The sequence below is a fragment of the Streptoverticillium olivoreticuli subsp. olivoreticuli genome, from assembly GCF_003391135.1.
GTDB classification, from domain to species: Bacteria; Actinomycetota; Actinomycetes; order Streptomycetales; family Streptomycetaceae; genus Streptomyces; species Streptomyces blastmyceticus.
In genome coordinates this window covers 4,199,557-4,222,855 of record NZ_CP031455.1, presented here as the reverse complement: position 1 = coordinate 4,222,855, position 23,299 = coordinate 4,199,557, and the positions used below count along the sequence as shown (strand labels likewise).

General features: G+C 73.3%; 14 protein-coding genes. 9 read left to right on the top strand and 5 right to left on the bottom strand.

Annotated features, from left to right (window positions below; genetic code table 11):
- Positions 1-293: 293 nt before the first annotated feature.
- The gene (locus tag DXZ73_RS18370) at positions 294-5,321 is read left to right on the top strand and encodes an NAD-glutamate dehydrogenase (RefSeq protein WP_116212077.1); all 5,028 of its coding nucleotides are present in this window, start codon (positions 294-296) and stop codon (positions 5,319-5,321) included.
- A gap of 84 nt (positions 5,322-5,405) precedes the next feature.
- A complete protein-coding gene (locus tag DXZ73_RS18365) occupies positions 5,406-6,596 on the top strand; it encodes a hypothetical protein (RefSeq protein WP_162890246.1) in 1,191 nt (396 codons plus the stop codon).
- Here DXZ73_RS18365 and DXZ73_RS18360 read toward each other — a convergent pair.
- Entirely contained in the window at positions 6,524-7,036 is a 513-nt protein-coding gene (locus tag DXZ73_RS18360; protein ID WP_240351750.1) for a GtrA family protein, read from the bottom strand. The genes DXZ73_RS18365 and DXZ73_RS18360 overlap by 73 nt on opposite strands.
- Before the next feature lie 223 nt (positions 7,037-7,259).
- Here DXZ73_RS18360 and DXZ73_RS18355 point away from each other — a divergent pair, with 223 nt between their 5' ends.
- From DXZ73_RS18355 to DXZ73_RS18330, 6 genes are read left to right on the top strand one after another with little or no spacing between them, the layout of a single operon-like run.
- Positions 7,260-8,339, top strand: coding sequence for a sugar phosphate nucleotidyltransferase (locus DXZ73_RS18355; RefSeq protein WP_116212074.1), 1,080 nt, complete (start codon positions 7,260-7,262; stop codon positions 8,337-8,339).
- Positions 8,340-8,377: 38 nt separating this feature from the next.
- Positions 8,378-9,184: a polyprenol monophosphomannose synthase gene (locus DXZ73_RS18350; RefSeq protein ID WP_116212073.1), complete on the top strand. Its 807-nt coding sequence runs from the start codon at positions 8,378-8,380 to the stop codon at positions 9,182-9,184.
- Between the two features lie 4 nt (positions 9,185-9,188).
- Positions 9,189-10,706: a hypothetical protein gene (locus DXZ73_RS18345; protein ID WP_162890245.1), complete on the top strand. Its 1,518-nt coding sequence runs from the start codon at positions 9,189-9,191 to the stop codon at positions 10,704-10,706.
- Entirely contained in the window at positions 10,703-11,971 is a 1,269-nt protein-coding gene (locus DXZ73_RS18340; protein ID WP_116212072.1) for a glycosyltransferase family 87 protein, read from the top strand. Before DXZ73_RS18345 ends, DXZ73_RS18340 begins: the two co-directional genes overlap by 4 nt.
- A gap of 3 nt (positions 11,972-11,974) precedes the next feature.
- The gene (locus DXZ73_RS18335; protein ID WP_116215685.1) at positions 11,975-14,830 is read left to right on the top strand and encodes a bifunctional glycosyltransferase/CDP-glycerol:glycerophosphate glycerophosphotransferase; all 2,856 of its coding nucleotides are present in this window, start codon (positions 11,975-11,977) and stop codon (positions 14,828-14,830) included.
- Positions 14,827-15,969: a glycosyltransferase gene (locus tag DXZ73_RS18330; protein ID WP_116212071.1), complete on the top strand. Its 1,143-nt coding sequence runs from the start codon at positions 14,827-14,829 to the stop codon at positions 15,967-15,969. Before DXZ73_RS18335 ends, DXZ73_RS18330 begins: the two co-directional genes overlap by 4 nt.
- A gap of 47 nt (positions 15,970-16,016) precedes the next feature.
- On the opposite strand, the gene DXZ73_RS18325 is transcribed toward DXZ73_RS18330, so the two are convergent.
- On the bottom strand, positions 16,017-17,822 hold the full coding sequence (locus tag DXZ73_RS18325; RefSeq protein ID WP_116212070.1) for a glycosyltransferase family 2 protein: 1,806 nt from the start codon (positions 17,820-17,822) through the stop codon (positions 16,017-16,019).
- 74 nt (positions 17,823-17,896) lie between these two features.
- On the opposite strand from DXZ73_RS18325, the gene DXZ73_RS18320 reads away from it, so the two are divergent.
- Positions 17,897-19,438, top strand: a complete 1,542-nt coding sequence (locus DXZ73_RS18320; RefSeq protein WP_240351400.1) for a glycosyltransferase family 39 protein — start codon at positions 17,897-17,899, stop codon at positions 19,436-19,438.
- Positions 19,439-19,453: 15 nt separating this feature from the next.
- Here the strand turns inward: DXZ73_RS18320 and DXZ73_RS18315 are convergent, their stop codons facing one another.
- Genes DXZ73_RS18315 through DXZ73_RS18305 form a run of 3 tightly spaced genes read right to left on the bottom strand, consistent with a single transcriptional unit; the run spans position 19,454 to position 23,080 of the window.
- Positions 19,454-20,335 carry a carbohydrate ABC transporter permease gene (locus DXZ73_RS18315; protein WP_116212069.1) on the bottom strand — a complete coding sequence of 294 codons (882 nt, stop codon included), beginning with the start codon at positions 20,333-20,335 and terminating at the stop codon, positions 19,454-19,456.
- On the bottom strand, positions 20,332-21,678 hold the full coding sequence (locus tag DXZ73_RS18310; RefSeq protein ID WP_116212068.1) for a carbohydrate ABC transporter permease: 1,347 nt from the start codon (positions 21,676-21,678) through the stop codon (positions 20,332-20,334). The genes DXZ73_RS18315 and DXZ73_RS18310 overlap by 4 nt, the downstream gene beginning before the upstream one ends.
- A 10-nt stretch (positions 21,679-21,688) precedes the next feature.
- Entirely contained in the window at positions 21,689-23,080 is a 1,392-nt protein-coding gene (locus tag DXZ73_RS18305) for an ABC transporter substrate-binding protein (protein ID WP_116212067.1), read from the bottom strand.
- Between the last annotated feature and the right edge of the window lie 219 nt (positions 23,081-23,299).

Sequence of the window (23,299 nt, the reverse complement as noted above, 5' to 3'; positions counted from 1 at the left end):
GGTTTTGTACACAAACGGCTCATGACGGTTTCCCGGGGAAGAGCGATAGCCTTACCAGGTGATCAGCGCGATATCCAGCGGGGGCGACGACGCCCCTGTCCTGCGCCCGGAGTGCCACGGCCCCCGGGCAGCCGCTGATTCCCGCACCTGGGCACCTCTGGCGAATCTCGTCAAGAAACGCCCGGTCACCTCTCATTCCGGCATAACGTCGAAGACGACCGGATACTCCGCGTCGCGGCGTGATGCCTTCACCGTCTATGTCACGCAACGGCGCGCGACAGGAGCCAGAGGACATGCAGACCAAGCTGGACGAAGCCAAGGCCGAGCTGCTCGAACGGGCGGCCCGTGTCGCCGAGACCAGCCCGGCCGGGGGGCAACAACCGACTGGGCCGAAGGGTGAGGGCAGTCTCGACCCCGAGACGTTGACCGCCTTTCTCCAGCGCTACTACCTGCACACCGCGCCCGAGGACCTCGGCGGGCGGGACCCCGTCGACGTCTTCGGCGCCGCGCTCTCGCACTACCGGCTCGCCGAGAACCGGCCGCAGGGCACCGCCAACGTCCGCGTGCACACCCCGACGGTCGAGGAGAACGGCTGGACGTGCAGCCACTCCGTCGTCGAGGTCGTCACCGACGACATGCCCTTCCTGGTCGACTCCGTCACCAACGAGCTCTCCCGCCAGGGCCGCGGCATCCACGTCGTGATCCACCCCCAGGTCGTCGTGCGCCGTGACCTCACCGGCCGCCTCCTGGAGGTCCTCGGCTCCAACTGCGACGCCCACGGCGACGGCAAGGACGCCGTCCTGCCGCACGACGCACTCACCGAGTCGTGGATCCACGTCGAGATCGACCGCGAGACCGACCGCGGCGACCTCAAGCAGATCACCTCCGACCTGCTGCGGGTCCTCTCCGACGTCCGCGAGGCCGTCGAGGACTGGGAGAAGATGCGCGACGCCGCGCTGCGCATCTCGGAGGGCCTGCCCTCCGAGCCCACCGCCGCCGACGTGCCCGAGTCCGAGGTCGGCGAGGCCCGCGAGCTGCTGCGCTGGCTGGCCTCCGACCACTTCACCTTCCTCGGCTACCGCGAGTACGAGCTGGCGAAGGTCGCCACGGACGGCGGCGAGGAGGACGTGCTCAGCGCCGTCCCCGGCACCGGCCTCGGCATCCTGCGCTCGGACCCCACGCACCACGACGAGGGCCACCACGCAGGCCCCCTCGGGGCGTCCCCGTCCTTCAACCGGCTGCCCGCCGACGCCCGCGCCAAGGCCCGCGAGCACAAGCTGCTCGTCCTGACCAAGGCCAACAGCCGCGCCACCGTGCACCGCCCCTCCTACCTCGACTACGTCGGGGTGAAGAAGTTCGACGCCGACGGCAACGTCATCGGCGAGCGCCGCTTCCTGGGCCTGTTCTCCTCCGCCGCGTACACCGAGTCGGTGCGCCGGGTCCCCGTCGTCCGCCGCAAGGTCTCCCAGGTGCTGGCCGACGCCGGGTTCACGCCCGACAGCCACGACGGCCGCGACCTGCTCCAGATCCTGGAGACCTACCCGCGCGACGAGCTCTTCCAGACGCCGGCCGACCAGCTGCGCACCGTCGCCACCAGCGTGCTCTACCTCCAGGAGCGCCGCCGTCTGCGGCTCTACCTCCGCCAGGAGACCTACGGGCGCTACTACTCCGCCCTGGTCTACCTGCCGCGCGACCGCTACACCACGGGTGTGCGGCTGCGGCTGATCGACCTCCTCAAGGAGGAGCTCGGCGGCACCAGCGTCGACTTCACCGCGTGGAACACCGAGTCGGTCCTCTCCCGGCTGCACTTCGTCGTCCGCGTCGAGCCGGGCGCCACCCTGCCCGACCTCACCGACGCCGACGTCGAGCGCATCGAGGCCCGCCTGGTCGAGGCCGCCCGCTCCTGGGCGGACGGCTTCGCCGAGACGCTCACCGCCGAGGTGGGCGAGGAGCGCGCCGCCGAGCTGCTGCGCCGCTACGGCCAGGCCTTCCCCGAGGGCTACAAGGCCGACCACAGCCCGCGCGGCGCCGTCTCCGACCTCGGTCACCTGGAGAAGCTGACCACGGCCGGCGGCGACCGCGACTTCGAGCTCAGCCTCTACGAGCCGGTCGGCGCGGGCCCCGGCGAGCGCCGCTTCAAGATCTACCGCACCGGTGAGCCGGTCTCCCTCTCCGCCGTCCTGCCGGTGCTCCACAGGCTCGGCGTCGAGGTCGTCGACGAGCGCCCCTACGAGCTGCGCTGCTCGGACCGGACGACCGCCTGGATCTACGACTTCGGGCTGCGCATGCCCGAGCGGATCGAGGGCGACGACGCGCGCACCCGCTTCCAGGAGGCCTTCGCGGCCGTGTGGACGGGCGCCGCGGAGAACGACAACTTCAACAAGCTGGTGCTGGAGGCCGGTGTCGACTGGCGCCAGGCGATGGTGCTGCGGGCGTACGCGAAGTACCTGCGGCAGGCCGGTTCGCCGTTCAGCCAGTCGTACATGGAAGACACCCTCAGCAACAACGTCCACACCACGCGCCTCCTGGTCAACCTCTTCGAGGCCCGGATGTCGCCGGCGCTCCAGCGCGCCGGGCGCGAGCTGATCGACGGGCTGCTGGAGGAGCTGGACGGCGCCCTCGACCAGGTCGCGAGCCTGGACGAGGACCGCATCCTGCGGGCCTTCCTCACGGTCATCAAGGCCACGCTGCGCACGAACCACTTCCAGCGCGCCAGCGCGGGAAGCGACGAGAGGGGCCAGCGCACGAGCGCGGGCCTGCCGCACGCGTACCTGTCCATCAAGCTCGACCCGCAGGCCATCCCCGACCTGCCCGCGCCCCGCCCGGCGTACGAGATCTGGGTCTACAGCCCGCGCGTCGAGGGTGTGCACCTGCGCTTCGGCAAGGTCGCGCGAGGCGGTCTGCGCTGGTCCGACCGGCGTGAGGACTTCCGCACCGAGGTGCTCGGCCTGGTCAAGGCGCAGATGGTGAAGAACACCGTCATCGTGCCGGTGGGCGCCAAGGGCGGCTTCGTCGGCAAGCGGCTGCCGGACCCGTCCCTGGACCGCGACGCATGGCTGGCCGAGGGCATCGCCTCGTACAAGACCTTCATCTCGGGTCTGCTCGACATCACCGACAATATGGTCGGCGGCGAGGTCGTGCCCCCGAAGGACGTCGTGCGGCACGACGGCGACGACACCTATCTGGTCGTCGCCGCCGACAAGGGCACCGCGACCTTCTCCGACATCGCCAACGAGGTCGCCGAGTCGTACGGCTTCTGGCTCGGCGACGCGTTCGCGTCCGGTGGCTCCGCGGGCTACGACCACAAGGGCATGGGCATCACCGCCCGCGGCGCCTGGGAGTCCGTCAAGCGGCACTTCCGGGAGCTGGGGCACAACACCCAGACCGAGGACTTCACGGTCGTCGGCGTCGGCGACATGTCCGGTGACGTCTTCGGCAACGGCATGCTGCTCTCGGAGCACATCCGCCTGGTGGCCGCCTTCGACCACCGCCACATCTTCCTCGACCCGACCCCGGACGCGGCCGTCTCCTACGCCGAGCGCCGCCGCCTGTTCGAGCTGCCCCGCTCCTCCTGGGCGGACTACGACACCGGCCTGCTCTCGCAGGGCGGTGGCATCCACCCGCGCACGGCCAAGTCGATCCCGGTCAACGCGCACGTCCGGGCCGCCCTCGGCATCGAGGCGGGCGTCACCAAGATGACCCCCGCCGAGCTGATGAAGGCCATCCTGCGCTCGCCGGTCGACCTGCTGTGGAACGGCGGCATCGGCACGTACGTGAAGGCGTCCACCGAGTCGCACGCCGACGTCGGCGACAAGGCCAACGACGCGATCCGCGTCGACGGCCAGGACCTGCGGGTGAAGGTCGTCGGCGAGGGCGGCAACCTCGGTCTGACGCAGCTCGGCCGCATCGAGTTCGCGCGCACCGGCGGCCCCGACGAGACCGGCGGGAGGATGAACACCGACGCGATCGACAACAGCGCCGGTGTGGACACCTCCGACCACGAGGTCAACATCAAGATCCTGCTGAACGCGCTGGTCTCGGACGGCGACATGACCGTCAAGCAGCGCAACAAGCTGCTCGCGGAGATGACCGACGAGGTCGGCGAGCTCGTCCTGCGCAACAACTACGCGCAGAACGTGGCGCTGGCCAACGCCGTCTCCCAGGCGCCCAGCCTGCTCCACGCCCACCAGCGGATCATGCGCCGGCTGTCCCGCGACGGTCACCTGGACCGCGCCCTGGAGTTCCTGCCCACCGACCGGCAGATCCGCGAGCGCCTCTCCGCGGGCCGCGGGCTGACCCAGCCGGAGCTGGCGGTCCTGCTCGCCTACATCAAGATCACGACGTCCGAGGAGCTGCTGGCCACCGACCTCCCGGACGACCCGTATCTGGAGCGGCTGCTGTACGCCTACTTCCCGCGGGCGCTGCGGTCCTCCTTCGGCGAGCAGATCGACGGGCACGCGCTGCGCCGGGAGATCGTCACGACCGTCCTGGTCAACGACACGGTCAACAGCGGCGGTTCGACCTTCCTGCACCGTCTGCGGGAGGAGACCGGGGCGTCGCTGGAGGAGATCGTCCGGGCGCAGACCGCGGCCCGGGAGATCTTCGGTCTGGGCAAGGTCTGGGACGCCGTCGAGGCGCTCGACAACCTCGTCCCGGCCGATGTGCAGACCCGGATCCGGCTGCACTCGCGCCGCCTGGTCGAGCGCGGCACCCGCTGGCTGCTCAACAACCGGCCGCAGCCGCTCCAGCTCGCCGAGACCATCGAGTTCTTCCGGGACGGCGTGGCGGCGGTCTGGTTCCAGCTGCCGAAGCTGCTCAAGGGCGCCGACAGCGACTGGTGGCAGTCCATCCACGACGAGCTGGTCGCGGCCGGCGTGCCGGACGACCTGGCCGTCCGGGTGGCCGGTTTCTCCTCCGCCTTCCCGGCGCTGGACATCGTGGCCGTCGCGGACCGCACGGGCAAGGAGCCGCTCGACGTGGCCGAGGTCTACTACGACCTCGGTGACCGGCTGCACATCACCCAGCTGATGGACCGGATCATCGAGCTGCCGCGCTCCGACCGCTGGCAGTCCATGGCCCGCGCCTCCATCCGGGAGGACCTCTACGCGGCCCACGCGGCGCTCACCGCGGACATCCTGTCCGTCGGCAACGGCGCCTCCACCCCGGAGCAGCGCTTCCGGACGTGGGAGGAGAAGAACGCGGCGATCCTCAGCCGGGCGCGCACCACGCTCGACGAGATCCGCGGCTCGGACGCCTTCGACCTGGCCAACCTCTCGGTCGCGATGCGGACGATGCGGACGCTGCTGCGGACGCACAGCTGACGCCGGAGTGAACAGGGGGCGGCCCCGGGGAGAAATCCCCGGGGCCGCCCCTTTTGCCGGGTTGAGTCGTGTTAAGAGAGTCCAATGAAGGTCGTCACGCGACTTGCCCCCGCCCCGGCGCCGTTGAAGGCAGCCCTCCCCGTCCACTCCGCGCGCCGGGAGGCGGCCCTGGCAGTCGTCCTCTATCTCGCGGTCGCGGCGGCCGGTTTCGCCGTCCTGCTGCTGATCAACCATCACCTCGGGCGCGGCGTGGAGCAGCTGCTGCGCCGCTGGGACAGCGGGCACTATCTGCACATCGCCAAGCGCGGCTATCCGGGCGAGATCCCCTACGGCCCCGACGGGGAGCCCAAGTTCAGCACGATCGCCTTCTTCCCGCTGGTCCCCGGGCTGATCCGGGTGGTGCACGTGGCCACCGGGATCCCGTTCCCGTACGCGGGGGTGCTGGTCTCCTGGTGCGCCGCGGCGGTGGCCGCGGCGGGGGTGTACCGGCTGGTGCGCACGGTCGGGGGCCGGCCGGGCGCGGGATACGCGTGCGTGGCGCTGTGGGCCTGTTCGCCGTACGCGTTCGCGCTGTGGGTGCCGTACTCGGAGGCGGTCTTCAGCGCCGCCCTCCTGTGGTCGCTGGTGGCCCTGCTGGAGCGCCGCTGGCTGAGCGCCGCCGCGCTGTGCGTGCTGGCCGGTGCCGTGCGGCCGACGGCCTCGGTGCTGATCGGCACGGTGGTGCTGACCGCCGGGTGGGCGGTGATCCGGCGACAGGACGGCTGGCGGCCGTGGGTGGCGCTGTCGACGGCGCCGCTGGGGCTGCTGGGGAGCTGGCTGTTCCTGGGCGGCAAGGTGGGCCGGGTGGACGGGTGGTTCGAGGCGGAGCGCGCCTGGGACCAGCAGTTCGACTTCGGCCGGGCCACCGCGCACCTGCTGAAGGGGATGCTGCTCTACCACCGCGCGGGCCGGACGGGCGACCTGCGCGGCGCCGTCGTGCTGGGCCTGGTGGTGCTGACGGCGATCGGGGTGCTGGCCCTGGCGCTGGACCGGCAGGTGCCGTGGCCGCTGGTCGTGCTGGTCGCGGGGGCGTGGCTGCTGATGGTGGGGACGCCGGGTTCGCCGCTGTCCAAACCACGCTTCATGCTGCCGTTCCTGCCGGTTCTGCTGCTGTTGGCGGCCCGGCCGCTCGCGCGTGCTCCGCTTGGGGTGCGGGTGTGTCTCTACGGTGGAGGTGCGGTGGTCTCGGGGTGGTACGCGGCAGGGTTGCTCGTGCTGTTCGAGGGATCGCCGTGAGCGGAGGGCTCGTCGGTACGGGAGGGGCGGGCCCGGCGCGGCAGCGCGCGGAACACCCAGGCGCGGTAGGACCAGAAGCGGAAGAGGGTGGCCGCGCCGATGCCGAGGAACTTGAACAGGTTGTTCTGGAACGGCGTGTCCCAGCCGAAGCCGTAGGTGGCGACGTAGAGCACGCCGTTCTCGATGACCAGGCCCACGGCGCTGAAGGCGGCGAAGAGGGCGATCTCCCGGCTGCGGTGGCTCTTGTCGCGGTCGCGGTAGGCGAAGTGCCGCAGCCCCACGTAGTTGAAGGCAATAGCGACCACGGTCGCGATCACGCTGCACCGCACGACGGGCAGGCCCGTGGTGGTGCGGCAGAGGTTGAAGACCGCGAGGTTGACGAAGATCCCCAGGCCGCCGACCGTGCCGAACTTCGCGAACTCCCGGCCGAGGGCGAGCAGCCGTGCCGGTCCGGAGGCGGGCGCCCCGCCCGGTGTGCCGGGCGCCCCGGGTCCCGGTGCGCCGGGCGTCCTCGGTCGCAAGGGTCGCAAGGGTCGCAAGGGTCGCAAGGGCCTCTCCCAATACGCTCGCCACGCAAAGCAGACATTTGCCGCAGAGAACCGATTGTAGTGTAAATTGCCGCAAAAAATGACACAGTGCGACGATGACGGCGAGGACAGTGGCATGACAGAGGCGGTACTGCTCGTCGGCGGCAAGGGGACCCGGCTCCAGCCGCTGACCCTCAACACGCCGAAGCCGATGGTCCCTGCCGCCGGGGTGCCCTTCATCGCCCACCAGCTGGCCCGCGCCAGAGCCGCCGGGGTCGACCACGTCGTCCTGGCCACCTCCTACCTCGCCGAGGTCTTCGAGCCCTACTTCGGCGACGGCTCCGCCCACGGCCTGCGGCTCACCTACGTCACCGAGAAGGAACCGCTCGGCACGGGCGGCGCGATCCGCAGCGCCGCGAGCGCCCTGACCGGCGGCCCCGCCGCACCCGTGCTCGTCTTCAACGGCGACATCCTCACCGCCCTCGACATCGAGGGCCTGCTGCGCCGCCACGAGCGGTCCCGGGCCGAGGTCACCCTGCACCTCACCCGCGTCACCGACCCCCGGGCCTTCGGCCTGGTGCCCACCGGCCCCGACGGGCGCGTCCTGGCCTTCACCGAGAAGCCACGGCACCCCGAGGAGATCGTCACCGACCAGATCAACGCCGGCTGCTACGTCTTCCGGCGCGACGTCATCGACACCATCCCCACCGGCCGCCCCGTCTCCGTGGAGCGCGAGACCTTCCCCGGGCTGCTGGCCGCGGGCGCGCTGCTGCACGGCGTCGTCGACGCCTCGTACTGGCTGGACCTCGGCCGCCCCGCCTCCTTCGTCCAGGCGTCGGCCGACCTCGTACGGGGCGTCGTCCGCTCCCCGGCCGTGCCCGGCGAACCGGGGGAGTTCCTGCTGCTGCCCGGCGCCCACGTCGAGGCCGGGGCCGGGCTCGGCGGCGGCACGGTCGTCGGCACGGGGGCGTACGTCGCGGCGGGCGCCGACGTCGAGGGCTCCGTCGTCCTGGACGGCGCGCGCGTCGAGGCGGGCGCCCGGGTGCGCGCCAGCATGGTCGGCCAGGGCGCCCGGGTGGGCCCGCGGACCGTGCTCGACGAAGTGGTGATCGGCGACCACGCCGTGATCGGCGCGGACAACGAACTCCGCGACGGCGCCCGCATCTGGTGCGGCATGACCATCCCCGACGCCGCCATTCGCTTCTCCGCCGTCTGAACCGGACCCCCACCGGCCACACCGACAAGGACAGGCACATGAGTGCAACCCGCACACCCGCCGTGACACCGCTTCCCGCGGAGTGGGGGCGCACCGCGACGACCGTGGTGATGCCCACGTACAACGAGGCGGACAACCTCCCCGCCATGGCCGAGGCCCTCATGGCGCTGCCGCTGGAGGGGCTGCGACTGCTCGTCGTCGACGACAACAGCCCCGACGGCACCGGCAAGATCGCCGAGGATCTCGCGGAACGGTACAACCGGGCGGACCGCACCCGGATGTCCGTCCTGCACCGCACCGCCAAGGACGGCCTCGGCCGCGCCTACGCCGCGGGCATGGCCCGCGCCGCCGGCGAAGGGGCCGCGTACGTCGTCCAGATGGACGCCGACGGCAGCCACCCGGCCGACAAAGTGCCCGAGTTGCTCGGCGTCGCCCTCGCCACCGGCGCGGACGTCGTCGTCGGCAGCCGCTATGTGCCCGGCGGCACCCTCTCCGACGCCTGGGGGGTCCACCGCAAACTGCTCTCCCGCTGGGCCAACGTCTACGCCAGCACGATCCTGGGCACCCGCGTCCGCGACATCACCGGCGGCTTCAACCTCTGGAGCGCGGACGCCCTGCGCGCCATCGACCTCGCCACCGTCGACAGCGCCGGATACAGCTTCCAGGTCGAGATGAAGTACCGGGCCCTGCGCGCCGGGTACACCGTCATGGAGGTGCCGATCCACTTCGAGGACCGCACGGTCGGCGAGTCGAAGATGAACCTGGCCGTGCAGCTCGAATCCGTGGCCATGCCGTGGCGACTGCGCGCGAGGGCCGCCCGTGCCACCGGCGACCGCGCCCGCTGAGCGCATGACCCCGCGCGCCGCCGGGGTCCTCAGGCCGGGCCCGCGCGCCCCGCACCGGGCGGCCGCGGCCTGCGCCCTGCTGCTCGCCGCCCTGCTGCTGCTCATGGTCGTACGGCTGCCGTGGGCCGGTGACCTGGGGATGCACGCGGCCGTCCTGGAACGGCTGCGCGCCGACCCGCTCCACCCCGGCAACCCCCTGGTGCGCGCGGACACCTCCAGCCCCTACTACTCGCCGTGGACGGTCCTGCTGGCCCTGTTCGCCTCCGCGACCGGCTGGGGCACCTTCACCGTGCTGCGCCTGGGCGGGCTCGCCGGACTCGTCCTGCTGGGCACCGGCGTCGGGGCCTTCGTCCGCACCTTCACGCGCGCGTGGGCGGCGGTTCCGCTGGCGCTGCTGTGCGTCCTCTTCCTCGACGGCGTGCGGCTGTTCGCCTGGAGCGGCTTCCCCGGACTGGTCTCGCTGTCGCTGACCCTCGCCTACCCCAGCACCCTCGCCCTCGGCCTCGCCTTCCACCTGTGGGCGCTGCTGCGCAAGGCACTGACCGGAGGCGGACGGGGGCTGCCCCGCCTCCTCGCGCTCGGGCTGCTGCTGGCGTGCGTCCTGCTCACCCACCAGTTCACGGGCGCGGTCGCCGTGCTCGGCGCCGCCGCGATCCTGCTCGGCGCCCGGCCCCGGCCCTGTGCCGCGGTGTGGGCGCGGGTGGGCGCGGCGGCCGCCCTGGCCGCCGTGGTGCTCGCCTGCTGGCCGTACTACTCCTTCTTCGCGCTGCCCGGCGCGGGCGCCCTGGACGACATCCACCGGCCGCTCTACGACCACCTCGCGACGAAGTTCGGCCTCGCGGCCCTCGGCGTGCCCGCGCTCGTGGCCCGCCGGCGGCGCGACCGCCGCGACCCCCTGGTGATCTTCTTCGTGCTCGGCCTCCTGGTCTTCGCCGCGGGCGGCGCCCTCGGCCACCAGGCGTGGGGCCGGATCCTGCCCGCCGCGCTCCTGCCCGCCCAACTGGCCCTCGCCGTCGAGGTGGCCGACGGCGCCCACCGGCGGCTCCGCGCCGCCCTCCTCCCGCTGACGGCGGCCGCCCTGCTGGCCGGCGCGTGGACCCAGGCCGGCGCGCTCTCGTACGTGCTGCGGCCCGCCGCCCTCCCGCCCCCGCTGCGCACGGTGCACGCGATCGCGCTCTGGCCGCAGTTCCGCTGGGCGGCGCGCGCGATGCCCAAGGGCGCCACGGTGATGACCGACAACTACTACGCGCTGCGGACGATCCCCGCCTACGGCCCGTACACCGTCGCCCCCGCCTACCCCGACGTCTTCCTCCGCGACGAACGGCACCGCCGGGACGCGACCCGCCGCTACTTCTCCCCGGCCGCCTCCCGGGCCGAACGGCTCGGCATCCTCAAGGAGTTCGGCGCGCGCTGGGTGCTGCAGAGGAACGGCGGTCCGGGGCTGCCACCGGACGACCCCGCGCTCAGGAAGGCCGCGCGGGGGCCCGGTGGCTTCGTCCTGTCGGAGGTGGTCGACCGGTGAGCGATCCCCGCGGCGCGCCGGACGTCGTCCACTCCCGGTGGCCGGGCTCCGCCGACGTCCTCGGCCGGTGGCTGCGCGGGCGCGCGCCCCGCCCGCTGCTCGGCGCGGCCCTGCTGGTCCTCGCGCTGGACGTGGCGCGGGTGCTGGCCGGTACGCGCGCGGGCATCGACAACGCCGTCGTCGTGCGCGCGGCGCGGACCCTGCTCGACGGCGGCTCGCCGTACGCGGACAAGCGCTTCCTCTACCTGCCGGGCGCGGTTTTCGCGGCGCTGCCGCAGACCCTGGCCGGTGACCGCGTGCTGTTCTACGCGGTGCCGGTCGCGACCGCCCTGCTCGGCCTGGTGGGCGTGCTCGCCGCCTTGCGGGTCTTCGGCGTACGGGCCGACAGCCGGCTCGCGGCCGCCCTGGTCGCCGGGCTGGGGCTGTTCGAGCCGTTCCACGGTCTGGTCAGCCTCGGCAACTGGACGGTCCTGTCCGCCATCGCCTTTCCCGTCACCCTGCTGCTCGCCCGGCGCGGGCACTGGTGCGCGGCCGCCGTGGTGACCGGCGCGGCCATCGCCCTGAAGCCGATGCTCGTGCCCCTGCTGCTCCTGTTCGCGCTGGCCCGGCGGTGGCGGGCGCTGGCGTGGGCCGTCGGCGTCCCCGCGGCGGTGTCGCTGGCGGCGGCGTCGGCCATGCCCCGGCCGGGGCGGTTCTTCACCCGGACGCTGCCGTTCCTGCTGCACGGCCAGGACTCCTACGCCCGGCCGTTCGACGCCTCCTGGACGACCGTGCTGCCCCGGCTCGGGGTGCCGTCGCCCCTGGCCTTCGCGCTCGCGGGCGCCGCGGCGCTGACGGTGCTCGCCCTGGCCCGGGTGCGCTGGCGGGCCGGGGGAGACGAGGGGCTGCGGCTCGTGGAGTGCGCGTCACTGCTGATGCTCGCGGCGTTCCTGGTGTCCCGGCCGTCGTTCCAGCACTACATGCTGGTCGTCCTGCCCTCGCTCGTGGCCTCGGTGGTGGTGCGCGGGGCGGCGGCCCGCTCGGTGTGGTTCTGGCTCCCCCTGCTCCCGGAGCTCGCCGCGGTGCGCTGGCCGTATCTGGACAGCGCGCGGAGGCATGCCTTCCGGGACATCGTCATGATCACGGGCGTGGCGGCGGTGCTGGCCGTACGGGCCTGGCGCGGGCGGGCGCGACCCGGGCGCGAGGTCACTGTCAGTGGTCGCGTCTACTCTTTCCGTAGTGATCCCGAGGCCGGGAATCACGTGGACCGCTCGGAAACGGGGTGAGTGATGAGCGCTGCGCGACGGCCCTGCCGTGAGGGCCCGGATGTCAGTGTCGTGGTGATCGCCTACAACGACGCCGAACGGCTGCCGCGCGCCGTGCGGTCCGCGCTCGGGCAGTCGCTGCGCGCCCTCGAAGTGATCATCGTCGACGACTGCTCGACCGACGGCACGTCCGCCGCCGCCCGCGAACTCGCCGGAGCCGACCCGCGGGTGCGCGCCCTGCGGCTGCCCGCCAACAGCGGAGGCTGCGGAGCCCCGCGCAACGCGGGCATCGACGCGGCCCGTGCGCCCTATGTGATGTTCCTCGACAGCGACGACGAACTCCCCCACCACGCCTGCAAATCGCTGCTGCTCACCGCCGAGGAGACCGGCGCCGACCTCGTCACCGGCGAGGTCACCCGCCTCTTCGAGGAGACCGGTACCACCGGCCTGTGGTATCCCGAACTCTTCGACGACGTCCACGTCTTCGACGGCATCCGCGCCGCCCCCCGGTACTTCCTGGACGCCCTGTCCACCAACAAGCTCTACCGCGCCGGCTTCCTCGCCCGGCACGGCCTGCGCTTCCCCGAAGGCGTGCACTACGAGGACTCCCTCTTCAGCGCCCAGGCCCTCACCCTCGCCCGCCGCTTCGCCGTCGTCCCCTGGACCGTCTACACCTGGTGGCTGGCCGCCGACCCCGCCACCCCGTCCATCACCGCCGGCCGCCACCGCGTCGAGAGCGTGCGGGACCGCGTCACCGTCGCCCGGCTCGTCGACACCTTCCTCGAGGAGACGGGCAACACCGACCTGCGCACCGCCAAGGACGAGAAGTTCCTCCGCCACGACCTCCGCCTCTACCTCGGCGACCTGCCCTTCCGCGACCACCGCTGGACCGCGGAATTCGCCGCCGCCGTCACGCCCTACCTGCGCACCCTCACCCCCGAGGCCCACGCCGCGATGCCCCGCGAACAGCAGATCTGCCACTACCTGCTGGGCGCCGGCCGGTTCGCCGAGGCCGCCGAGTGCGCCCGCACGCTCGACCGCCCCCACCTCGCCCCCCGCCACGTCGTCCGCCAGGGCGGCCGGATGTACTGGGGGCCGCTCCTTCCGGCGGACCCCGAGGCGGCCGAAGGGCTCGACATCACCGCATGGCACCTGGACCGGCAGCCGTTCACCGGGGGACCCCTGCGCCACGAGGTCGCGCACATCGCCCCCGAAGGGCCCCTGCTGAGAATCCTCCTGCACACCTACGACCCCGCGCGGCTGCTCCCCGACGCCGGGCCCCTCACCGCCGAGCTGCGCGTCGCCACCACCGCGGACCCCCTCGCCGTGCCCTTCCGCTACGACCCGGCCCCCACCGGCACGGACGGCCCGGCCGCCCCCCGCACCGCGACGATCGTCCTCGACCCCCGGCGGATCCCCCTCGGCGTCAAGGGATTCCGCGGCCGCCGCCACCCCGTGATCGCCCTCGCCCGGATGGGCCTCACCCGCACCGACCCCCTGCTGGCCCTCGACGACATCACCACCCTGACCCTGCGCCTCGCGCGGCACCGGCTGCGCGTCGGCCGCGAGGGCCAGGGCGCCGGGCGGCTCGAACTCACCTGGGAACGCACCGGAGTCCTCGGCCACGCCGAGGCCGCGGCCCCGCGCCTGGCGACCGTCCACCGCGGGATCCACCGGCTCACCCGCCGCGTCACCGGCCCGCGCGCCAAGGCGCTCACCTACCACGAGCTGCAAAGGCTGCCCATCGACGACGAGCTGGTCGTCTTCGAGGCCATGGAAGGCCGTGGCTACACCGACAGCCCCCGCTACCTCCACGAGGAACTCCTGCGCCGCGGGCTCCCGCTGCGCGCCGTCTGGTCGTACGCGGGCAGCCGCTCCTCCTACCCCGAGGGCACCCCCCTGGTCCGGCGCGGCAGCTGGGAGTACGTCCGCACCGTCGCCCGCGCCCGCTACTGGGTCGACTCGCACGGCTTCCCCCTGCTCTACGGCAAACGCCCCGGCGCCCGCTATCTCCAGACCTGGCACGGACAGGCCTTCAAACACATGGGCTTCGACGTGCCCGAACTCCGCCTCGCGGGCCCCGAACGCAGGCGCCGGCATCGCGAGACGGTGGCCCGCTGGGACGCCCTCATCGCCCCCAGCGAGGAGTTCGAGAAGACCTTCGTCCGCGCCAACGGCTACACCGGCGAACTGCTGCGCACCGGCCTGCCCCGCAACGACCCGCTCGTGCGCGCGCACGAACCCGAACAGCGCGAGCGCGCCGCCACCGCCCGGGAGCGGCTCCAGATCCCGCCCGGCCGCAAGGTGCTGCTCTACGCGCCCACCTTCCGCGACGGGGCGCGCGGGGCCGGCGAGTCGATCCGCGTGGACCTGGCCGAGCTGGTGCGGCACACGGGCGAGGAGTGGACGGTCGTCGTCCGCCCGCACTACTACGAACGCTTCACGGTCCCCCGCGAGCTGGGCCACGCGGTGCGCGACGGACGGGAGTTCATCGACGTCAACGACCTGCTGCTCGCCTCCGACGCGCTGCTCACGGACTACTCCTCGGTGATGTTCGACTACGCGAACCTGGGCCGGCCCATCCTCTTCTACGCCGACGACTACGCCGCGTACCGCTCCCTGGCCCGCGGCACCTACTACGACCTGGCCGAGATCGCCCCCGGACCGCAGCTCGGCACGGTGGCCGGGCTGGCGAGGGCGCTGACGGACCTGGACGCGGTGCGGGAGGAGTGGGCGCGGGCGTACGAACGGTTCAGGAGGCGCTTCAACCCCTACGCGGACGGGCACGCGAGCGAGGGCGTGGTGAAGCTGTTCTTCGAGGGCGGCGGCCCGCCGCGACCCGGCCCGGGCACCGACAGGCCGGGAGGGGAAGGGCGATGACGTCGCGCAATCTGTTCCTCGTCGGCATCGACGTCGACTCCATGGGCGGCTCCCAGCGCGTCCTGCACACCCTCGCCCAGGGCTTCGCCGAGCGCGGCCACCGCGTGGAGCTCATCGGGATCCGGCCGAGCCCCGAACCCCACGTCTACACCGCCGACCCCGCCTACGCGCACACCGTCCTCCACCGCTCACCGGCGGCCCTGCCCCGGCCGGCCACCTCCTTCGCCGAGCGGCTGAGCCCCGCCCGGACCCGCGCCGCCCGCGCCGGGCGGCGGGAGCGCGACCTGGCCCGCGGGCGACTGGCCGCGCGCTTCGCGCAGGTGCCGGACGGGCTGGTGATCATCGGCTCGCCCTGGGCGGCGGACTGGCTGGACGCGGTGGAGTGGCCGCACCTCAAGGGCATCGGGCAGTACCACGAGTCCTTCCTCCAGGCGTGCGCCTCCGAGAACCTCCAGCTGATCCTGCGGCACTACCCGGCGCTGGAGAAGTCGGTGTTCCTGAGCGAGCCGGACGCGGCGGAGTTCCGCCGCAGGCGGCTGCCCAACGCGACCGTCCTGCCCAACCCCCTGCCCTTCGACCCCGGCCCGCCCGCGCCCCTGGACACCCGCCGGATCGGCGCCGTAGGGCGGCTGGAGGAGGTCAAGCGGCTGGACCGGCTGCTCGACGCGTTCGCCGCGGCGGGCACGGCCGAGCCGGGCTGGGAGCTCCACTGCTTCGGCGACGGCCCGCTCGAGCCCGAACTGCGGGCCCGCGCCGGGCGGTTGGGCATCGGGGACCAGGTGCGGTTCCGCGGGAGCGTACGGGACATGGCCGCCGCCTACCGCGAGCTGTCGGTCCTGGCCCTCACCAGCGAGCGCGAAGGGCGCCCCATGGCGCTGGCGGAGGCATCGGCCGTGGGCGTCCCGTGCGTCAGCTTCGACCTGTCCGGCGGCGTACGGGAGCTGATCGCCCACGGCCGCACCGGCACCCTCGTCCCGCCCGGGGACACCACGGCCTTCGCCGAGGCGCTCCGGCAGCTGATGGCCGACGCGCCGCTGCGCTCGCGCTACGGGCGGGCGGCCCGGTCGCACGTCGCGCCGCTGCGGCTGGGGGAGGTGCTGGAGAGGTGGGAGGCACTGTTCGCGGAAATCGACCGGTAGGCGGTGGCCGGGCGGCTGTGGGTACGGGTTTGTTGCCGGGTACGAATTCAGCCCGTCCGGCGTTTGAGGACAGCGCGCGGAGCGTGCTTCGGGGTCCGGGGCGGAGCCCCCACGCGGCGGAGCCGCAAATTGACACGGCCGGGAAGGGGCGGGGGAGGGGAACAAAGCCCCCGCCGGGCCGCACCCGAGCGGGGACCCGGGGCGGAGCCCAGGCCGCGGAGCCGCCGGAGCCGCCGCCAGGCGAAAGCCGCCGCCGCGAGCGGGCCCGCGGCCACGCGGAGGGCGAGCGAGCCGGCCGCCGTCGCGTACGGCCGGGCCAGCAGGACGCCGAAGCGGCGGCTCGGCAGGGCGAGCCGCCGCAGCGCCCGCCCCGTCGCGCGGACGGACGTGCGGAAGGAGCCGCCCGACGCGAGGTGCGGCCGCACGCGGATGTCCCAGGACTGCGGCGCGGCGCCCGCGCCGTCGCGGATCCCCAGCCGGGCGAGCCGGGCGAGGCGCAGCGGCAGCCGTACGGTCCAGGGCGGGCCCCCGTCGGTCAGGGGGACGCCGCAGCGCAGGGCCGCCGTGCCGTTCCTGTGGCGCAGTTCGACGTCGATGGTGCGGGGCGGGTCGGCGGTGAGCCGCCCGTGGAGATCGTGGACGCTCAGGCGCAGTTCGGCGCGCAGGGGCCGCAGTTCGGCGTCCACCGTCACCGGGAGCTGGGCGAGGGGGACGACCGCCGGGTCCGTGAGCCCGTCCAAGGGGGCGGCCGGGAGGTCGGGCGCCCAGACCGGGTCGCCGTCGTGCCGCGCGTAGGGCGGTGGCAGGCGGGCCGGGCGGGCGGCGAGCTGGGAGAGGCGGGCGAGGTCGCGCGGCGCGTCGGAGGCCAGGATCACGCGGGCGATCCAGCGGGCCGGGGCCCGGGCCGCGCGGAGCTCCGCCTCCTCGTACGCGGCCAGATAGCCGCGGGTGATCCGCCACCACGCGTGCTGGTACCCGGGGCTGCGGGTGGGCAGTTCGCGGACGTACATCCGCAGGTCGTGGTCGAGGAACTTCACCCGCGCCGCGCGGGCCAGCGGCTTGCTGCCCGCGTCGCGGAAGACGGCCACGCTGCGCCGGTGGGCGCCGACGCGGGCCTGCCAGTTGGCGATGCGCTCGCGGTCCAGGGAGATCGAGGGCGCGGCGGCGTCGCGGCGCACGTGCCAGACGTAGACCGTGTCGGGCACGGTCGCGATGCGGGGCGCCGCCGCCAGCACCTGCGCGGTGAAGACGAAGTCCTCGTAGACGAACGGCCCTTCGGGGAAGGCGATGGCGTGCTCGGCGAGGAAGGCGCGCGAATAGAGCTTGTTGACGCACAGGGTGTCGTGGAGGAGCGCCGGGCGGTCCTCGGGCGCGCGGGCGCCGGCCCGCCGGTAGAGGCCGGGCTGCCAGCGGGTCTCGCGGCCCTGCGGCAGCTCACGGCGTACGCACAGGCCCGCGGCCACCGGCGCCCGGTGCCGCAGCGCGGCCCGCAGCAGGGCCTGCGCGGCGCCGTCGGGCAGCGTGTCGTCGCTGTCGAGGAACATCACGTACGGCGCGGTGGCGGCCCGTACGCCGTCGTTGCGCGGGGCGCCGCAGCCACCGCTGTTGACGGCGCGGTGGATGACCCGCAGGCGCGGTTCCCGGGCGGCGAGCGCGTCGAGCACCTGGCCGGTGCCGTCGGTGGAGGCGTCGTCCACGGCGATGACCTCGGCCACGGCGGGCCCCTGGGCGAGGGCCGAGCGCACGGCGTCGCCGATGTGGGCCGCGTCGTCGAAGCCGATGACGATCACGCCGACCTGCGGGGCGGTGGGCGGTTTCCGGGACTCGCTGACGTCTGCCTCCACGAAAGCCATTTTTACCTACAAATCATCGCCATCGGGGATATTCGCCGCCCGGGCGTGGCCGGGCGGGACATGGAGGGGCCGGGATGCGGACAGTGCTGGTGAGGCGGGCCGGTGCGGCCGGCGAGGAGTCCACGGCCCCCGGGGCGGTGCCGGAGCCCGTGCGGCGCGGCGCCCGGCGGGCGGCCGTGCTCGTCCCCGCGGCCGCGATGCTCGGCGTCGGGCTGTGGGGGCTCGACCGGGGCACGATGTGGCGGGACGAGAGCGCCACCTTCCAAGTGGCGCGCCGCTCGGTGGCGCAGATATGGGACCTGCTCGGCACGGTCGACGCCGTCCACGGCCTCTACTACCTGCTGATGCACGCGGTCCTCGCCATCCGCGCCGACGAGGTCGCGCTGCGGCTGCCCTCCGTCGTCGCCTCCGCGGCCACCGCCGCGCTCGTCGGCGCGCTCGGCTGCCGCCTCGCCCGCCCCCGCGTGGGCCTGTGGGCCGGGCTGCTCTACGCCGCCACCCCCTTCGCCGGTCACTACGCCCAGGAGGGCCGCTCCTACGCCCTGGTCGCCGCCGGTGCCGCGCTGGCGACCTGGCTGCTCGTCCGCGCCGTGGAGGACGGCGGCCGCGGGCGGTGGGCCGGGTACGGCGCGGTGGTCGCGGTCACCGCGCTGCTGCACGAGTTCGCGGTCCTGCTCCTCGTCGCGCACGCGCTGACCCTGCTCGTCTCCCGGATATCCGGGCGGACCTGGCGCGCCTGGGGCTGCGCGGCCGCCGCCGCGTGCGGGGCACTGGCCCCGCTGGCGGTGCTCTCGCGCGGCCAGAGCGCCCAGGTCTCCTGGATCAGGACCCCCGGGCCCGCGGAGGCGGAAGCGCTCCTGCGCGCCTTCGCCGGGCCCCGGGACCTGGTCCTGGCCGGCACCCTGCTGCTGGTCGCCGTGGCCCTCGCCGCCCCGGCGCCCCGCACGGGCCGCCTCCACCTGAACGCCGTCGCCCTGCCGCTCGCGCTCGCACCCCCCGTCCTGCTCTACGCGGCCGCGCAGGTCCAGCCGCTCTTCCTCGACCGCTATCTGCTGTTCTGCCTCGCGGGAGTGCCGCTGCTCGCCGCGGCCGGGGCCGACCGGATCCTCGGGCCGCTGCCGTGGCGGCGCGCCGTGGCGGTGGCCGGTGCCGCCGCCGTCCTGGCAGCCTTCCTGTGGCAGCTGCCGCAGCAGGAGCGCGAGCGGCTCCCCGTCAGCCGCGGCGACGAACTGGCGCCCGTGGCCCGTCTGGTCGGCCGCCGGGCCGGGCCGGGCGACGCGGTGCTCTTCCTCCCGCTGTACGAGCGCCGCGTCGCACTCGCCTATCCGAAGGACTTCACGGGCCTCGGCGACCTCACGCTGAAACGGTCGGCGGCCGCGTCCGGCACCCTCTTCGGCGAGGAGGTCACGGCGCGGGAGCTGCGCGCCCGGCTGGCCCGGCTGCGCCCGGGGGCGCGGGTGTGGGTGGTGGCGGACACCAACACGGTGGGCACGCGGTGGTTCCGGGCCCAGCCTGCGGAGTCCGCCAAGTGGGGCGGACTCCGGGAGTTCTGCCGGGAGGAGTCCTCGGTGTACGTGCGCGGGGGAGCGGTGACGCTGTACGTACGCCGTGCCTGAGGTCCGGGGGTCCCGCTACTTCACCGCCCCCGCCATCACCCCGCTCACGAACTGCCGCTGGAACGCGAAGAAGACCGCCAGCGGCACCACCATCGACAGGAACGCGCCCGACGCGAGGATGTCGATGTTGTCGCCGAACTGGCGCACCTGCTGCTGGAGCGCCACCGTGATCGGCGGGTGCCCGCTGTCCGCGAAGATCAGGGCGATCAGCATGTCGTTCCACACCCACAGGAACTGGAAGATGCCCAGGGAGGCGATCGCGGGCCCGCCCAGCGGCAGCACGACCCTGGTGAACAGCCGCAGCTCGCCCGCCCCGTCCAGCCGTGCCGCCTCCAGCAGTTCGCGGGGGATCTCCGCGAAGAAGTTGCGCAGCAGGAAGACCGCGAACGGCAGCCCGAAGGCCGTGTGGAAGAGCACCACGCCCGGGGTGCTCTCGAAGATGCCCAGCTTGTCGAAGAGCTTGGCCACCGGGATCAGCGCCACCTGCACCGGCACCACCAGCAGTCCCACCACGGCCATGAACCACCAGTCGCGGCCCGGGAAGTCGAGCCAGGCGAAGGCGTATCCGGCGAGCGCCCCGATCAGGATGACCAGCACCGTCGCGGGCACGGTGATCAGCGCGGTGGTCAGCAGGGACCGCATCACCGTGTCGTTGTGGAAGAGGTTGCTGTAGCTGTCGGTGGTGAGCTGCGCGGGATGGGCGAAGACCTTCCACCAGCCCGAGCCCGCGATGTCGGTCTTGTCGCGGAGGGACGACAGCAGCAGCCCCACCGTGGGCGTCAGCCAGAACAGCCCGACGACGATCAGGAAGAGGCGCATGGCGCCCCCGCCCAGCCGGGCGGCGATCCGTGCGGGCACCGACCGCCTGGCCCGTACGGCCGTGTCCACCGTGGTCATCGCTGCCGCTCCTTCCGCATCCGGCGGATATTCACCAGCATCACCGGCAGCACGAGCACCAGCAGGAAGACCGCGATGGCGCTGCCCACCCCCTGGTTGACGTCCGTGCCGAACGACGACTGATACAGCTGGAGGGCCAGGACGTTCGCCTTGTCGAGGCTCGCGCCCGGCGCGATGATGTAGACGAGGTCGAAGATCTTCAGCACATTGATCATGAGGGTGATGAGGACGACCACCAGGACCGGCGCCAGCAGCGGCACGGTAACCCGGCGGAAGACCTGCCACTCGTTCGCGCCGTCCACCCGCGCCGCCTCCAGCAGTTCGCGCGGCACGCTCGCGAGCCCCGCCGCGATGAGCACCATCGCGAAGCCCGCCCACATCCATACGTACGCCCCGATGATCGACGGGGTGACGAGCGAGGGGCCGAGCCAGTCGATGCCGTTGTAGTGCGAGGCGAAGTTGGCGGCGGGCAGCCGCAGCCGCGCGCCGTCCGCCGACGCGGGCAGCGTGAAGGTGCCGTCGGCCTCCGTCGTGGCCGAGGCGACGGTCGTGCCGTCCTTGACGGCCTCGACCTTCACCCCGCCGAGCGCCTTCTCGCCCGCGTCGATCATCCCGGGGGTCCCGCCGCCGCCCCGGGTGAAGTCCATCCACACCGTGCCGGTGACCTTCCCGGCCACGCCCCGCGCCGGGATGGCGTCCTTGGCGCCGCCCAGGTCCTCCGGCTTCACGCCCACCAGCGGCAGCGCGACCGGGGTGCCCGCCTTGACCACCGACCGGGTGGTGAAGGCCCCGCCGCTCGCCGTCAGGAGCTTGTCGTTCACGGGGTGCGCGCCCGGGAAGGGCGCGGGCGCGGTGAAGGTGTCGTGGATGCCCACCCACACGGCGTTCGCCACGCCACGGTCGGGGTTCTGCTCGTAGACCAGCCGGAAGATGATGCCCGCGGCGAGCATGGAGATCGCCATCGGCATGAAGACGACCAGCTTGAACGCCGTTCCCCAGCGCACCCGTTCGGTGAGCACCGCGAAGATCAGGCCGAGGGCGGTGGCCACCGACGGTGCGACGATCACCCAGATGACGTTGTTCTTCAGCGCCGTGCGGATCCGTTCGTCGGTGAACACCTCGTGGTAGTTGTCGACCCCCACGAAGCCGTTGCCGGAGGCGTCGAAGAGGCTACGGTAGACGGAGTAGCCGATGGGATAGACGACGAGCGCGCCGAGCAGGGCCAGCGCGGGCAGCAGGAAGCAGGCCGCCACCCACGGCCGGGTGCCCAGCACGCTGCGGGACTTCTTCGGGGGCGGTGCGGGCGCCGGGGCCGCGGCGCCGCCCGCTGTCGCGGTCGACATGGGGCTCCCGTCAGTTCTTGAACGCCTTGGCCGCGTCGGACTCCAGCCGCGCCTGGGTGCCCGCCACGTCACCCGGGTTCTTCAGGAAGTCCTGGAGGTCCTTCCACTCGCCCTGGCCCGGCTTGGCGCCGAAGGAGGCGGGCGCCTGGTCGGACATGTCGAACCGGAAGTCGTCGCCCGCGGCGACGAGGGACTTGGCGATGGTCCGGAGCACGTCGTCGGGGTAGGCGGCGAGGTCGAGGTTCTTGTTGGCGGACAGGAAGCCGCCCTGGTGCGCCCAGATCGCCGCCGCGTCCGGCGAGGCGAGGAAGGTCAGCAGCGCCTGGGCGGCCCGGCCGTCCTTCAGGGCCACGCCCACGTCGCCGCCGGTCACCACCGGAGCCTGGGGGCCCACGGCGGGGAACGGGAAGACCTTGGCGTCCTTGCCCAGCCGCGCCTTGGCCCCGGCGATGTTGACGGCCGCGAAGTCGCCCTCGAAGACCATGGCGGCCTTGGCCTTGTCACCGCCGATGAAGGTCTGGGTGACGGAGTCGGGGAACTGGGTGTTGATCGCGCCGCTGTTGCCGCCCGCCAGCAGCTCCTTCTTGCCGAAGAGCTGCCCGAGGGTGGTCAGCGCGTCCTTCACGGACGGGTCCGTCCACTTCAGGGAGTGCTTGGTGAGCTGGTCGTACTTCTCCTTGCCCGCCTGGGAGAGGTAGATGTTCTCGAACCAGTCGGTGAGCGTCCAGCCGTCCGCGCCGGCGACCGACACGGGGGGGACGCCGAAGTCGGCGATCACCTGGGCGGTGCGCAGGAAGTCCGGCCAGGTCCTGGGCTCCTTCGCGCCCGCCGCGTCGAAGATCTTGGTGTTGTACCAGACCAGGGACTTGTTGGTGGCCTTGAAATAGACGCCGTACTGCTTGCCGTCGTGCGAGCCGAGGTCCTGCCAGCCCTTGGCGAAGTTCTTGTTCAGCTGCGCGGTGACCTCCCCGGAGAGCGGTTTCAGCCAGCCCTTCTGCGCGAACTCGTTCAGCACGCCCGGCTGCTGGAGCATCGCCACGTCCGGCGGGTCGCCGCCCGCGACCTTCGAGCCGACGAAGGACGCCATGTCGTCACCGCTGGGCACGAACGCCACCTCGGCGCCCGTGCGCCTGCTGAACTCGTCCAGCACCTTGGTGAAGTTCTTCTGCTCGTCACCCGTCCAGACGGCCGTGACCTTGAGCTTCTGCCCATTGAGCTTGGGGAGTTGGACGGTCTGCGGGATCGCGTCGGAGCTCCCGCTTCTGCTCGCCGACGGCTTGTCGTCGCTCTTCCCGCCGCCCCCGCCGCCCCCGCAGGCGGCCGCCGTCAGGGCCAGCGCCCCCGCCGCGACCAGTGCCAGTGCCCCGCGCGCCCCGCGCGCCGTACGAAGCGATGTGCGCATTGCCGCCCCTCCCGTACGCAGACGGCCGCGCCGCGTACCGGCCTGTCTCCCGTGCGACAGGTCTACGCCCGGTCGGGGGCTGCCGCAATACCGTGTTCTGCGTCAACGGGGTGATCGTGACAGGGCTGTGATGAGCCGTCAGGTAGTTGGCGCCTGCGGCGGAGCACCCTGCGGGCGCGTCCTCAAACGCCGGACGGGCTGAATTCGCACCTGGTTGTG

Coding starts and splice junctions, on each gene's coding strand:
- DXZ73_RS18370 (WP_116212077.1), top strand. CDS start 294: ATGCAGACCAAGCTGGACGAAGCCAAGGCCGAGCTGCTCGAACGGGCG.
- DXZ73_RS18330 (WP_116212071.1), top strand. CDS start 14,827: ATGACGTCGCGCAATCTGTTCCTCGTCGGCATCGACGTCGACTCCATG.
- DXZ73_RS18325 (WP_116212070.1), bottom strand. CDS start 17,822: ATGGCTTTCGTGGAGGCAGACGTCAGCGAGTCCCGGAAACCGCCCACC.
- DXZ73_RS18315 (WP_116212069.1), bottom strand. CDS start 20,335: ATGACCACGGTGGACACGGCCGTACGGGCCAGGCGGTCGGTGCCCGCA.
- DXZ73_RS18365 (WP_162890246.1), top strand. CDS start 5,406: ATGAAGGTCGTCACGCGACTTGCCCCCGCCCCGGCGCCGTTGAAGGCA.
- DXZ73_RS18345 (WP_162890245.1), top strand. CDS start 9,189: ATGACCCCGCGCGCCGCCGGGGTCCTCAGGCCGGGCCCGCGCGCCCCG.
- DXZ73_RS18335 (WP_116215685.1), top strand. CDS start 11,975: ATGAGCGCTGCGCGACGGCCCTGCCGTGAGGGCCCGGATGTCAGTGTC.
- DXZ73_RS18355 (WP_116212074.1), top strand. CDS start 7,260: ATGACAGAGGCGGTACTGCTCGTCGGCGGCAAGGGGACCCGGCTCCAG.
- DXZ73_RS18320 (WP_240351400.1), top strand. CDS start 17,897: ATGCGGACAGTGCTGGTGAGGCGGGCCGGTGCGGCCGGCGAGGAGTCC.
- DXZ73_RS18350 (WP_116212073.1), top strand. CDS start 8,378: ATGAGTGCAACCCGCACACCCGCCGTGACACCGCTTCCCGCGGAGTGG.
- DXZ73_RS18305 (WP_116212067.1), bottom strand. CDS start 23,080: ATGCGCACATCGCTTCGTACGGCGCGCGGGGCGCGCGGGGCACTGGCA.
- DXZ73_RS18310 (WP_116212068.1), bottom strand. CDS start 21,678: ATGTCGACCGCGACAGCGGGCGGCGCCGCGGCCCCGGCGCCCGCACCG.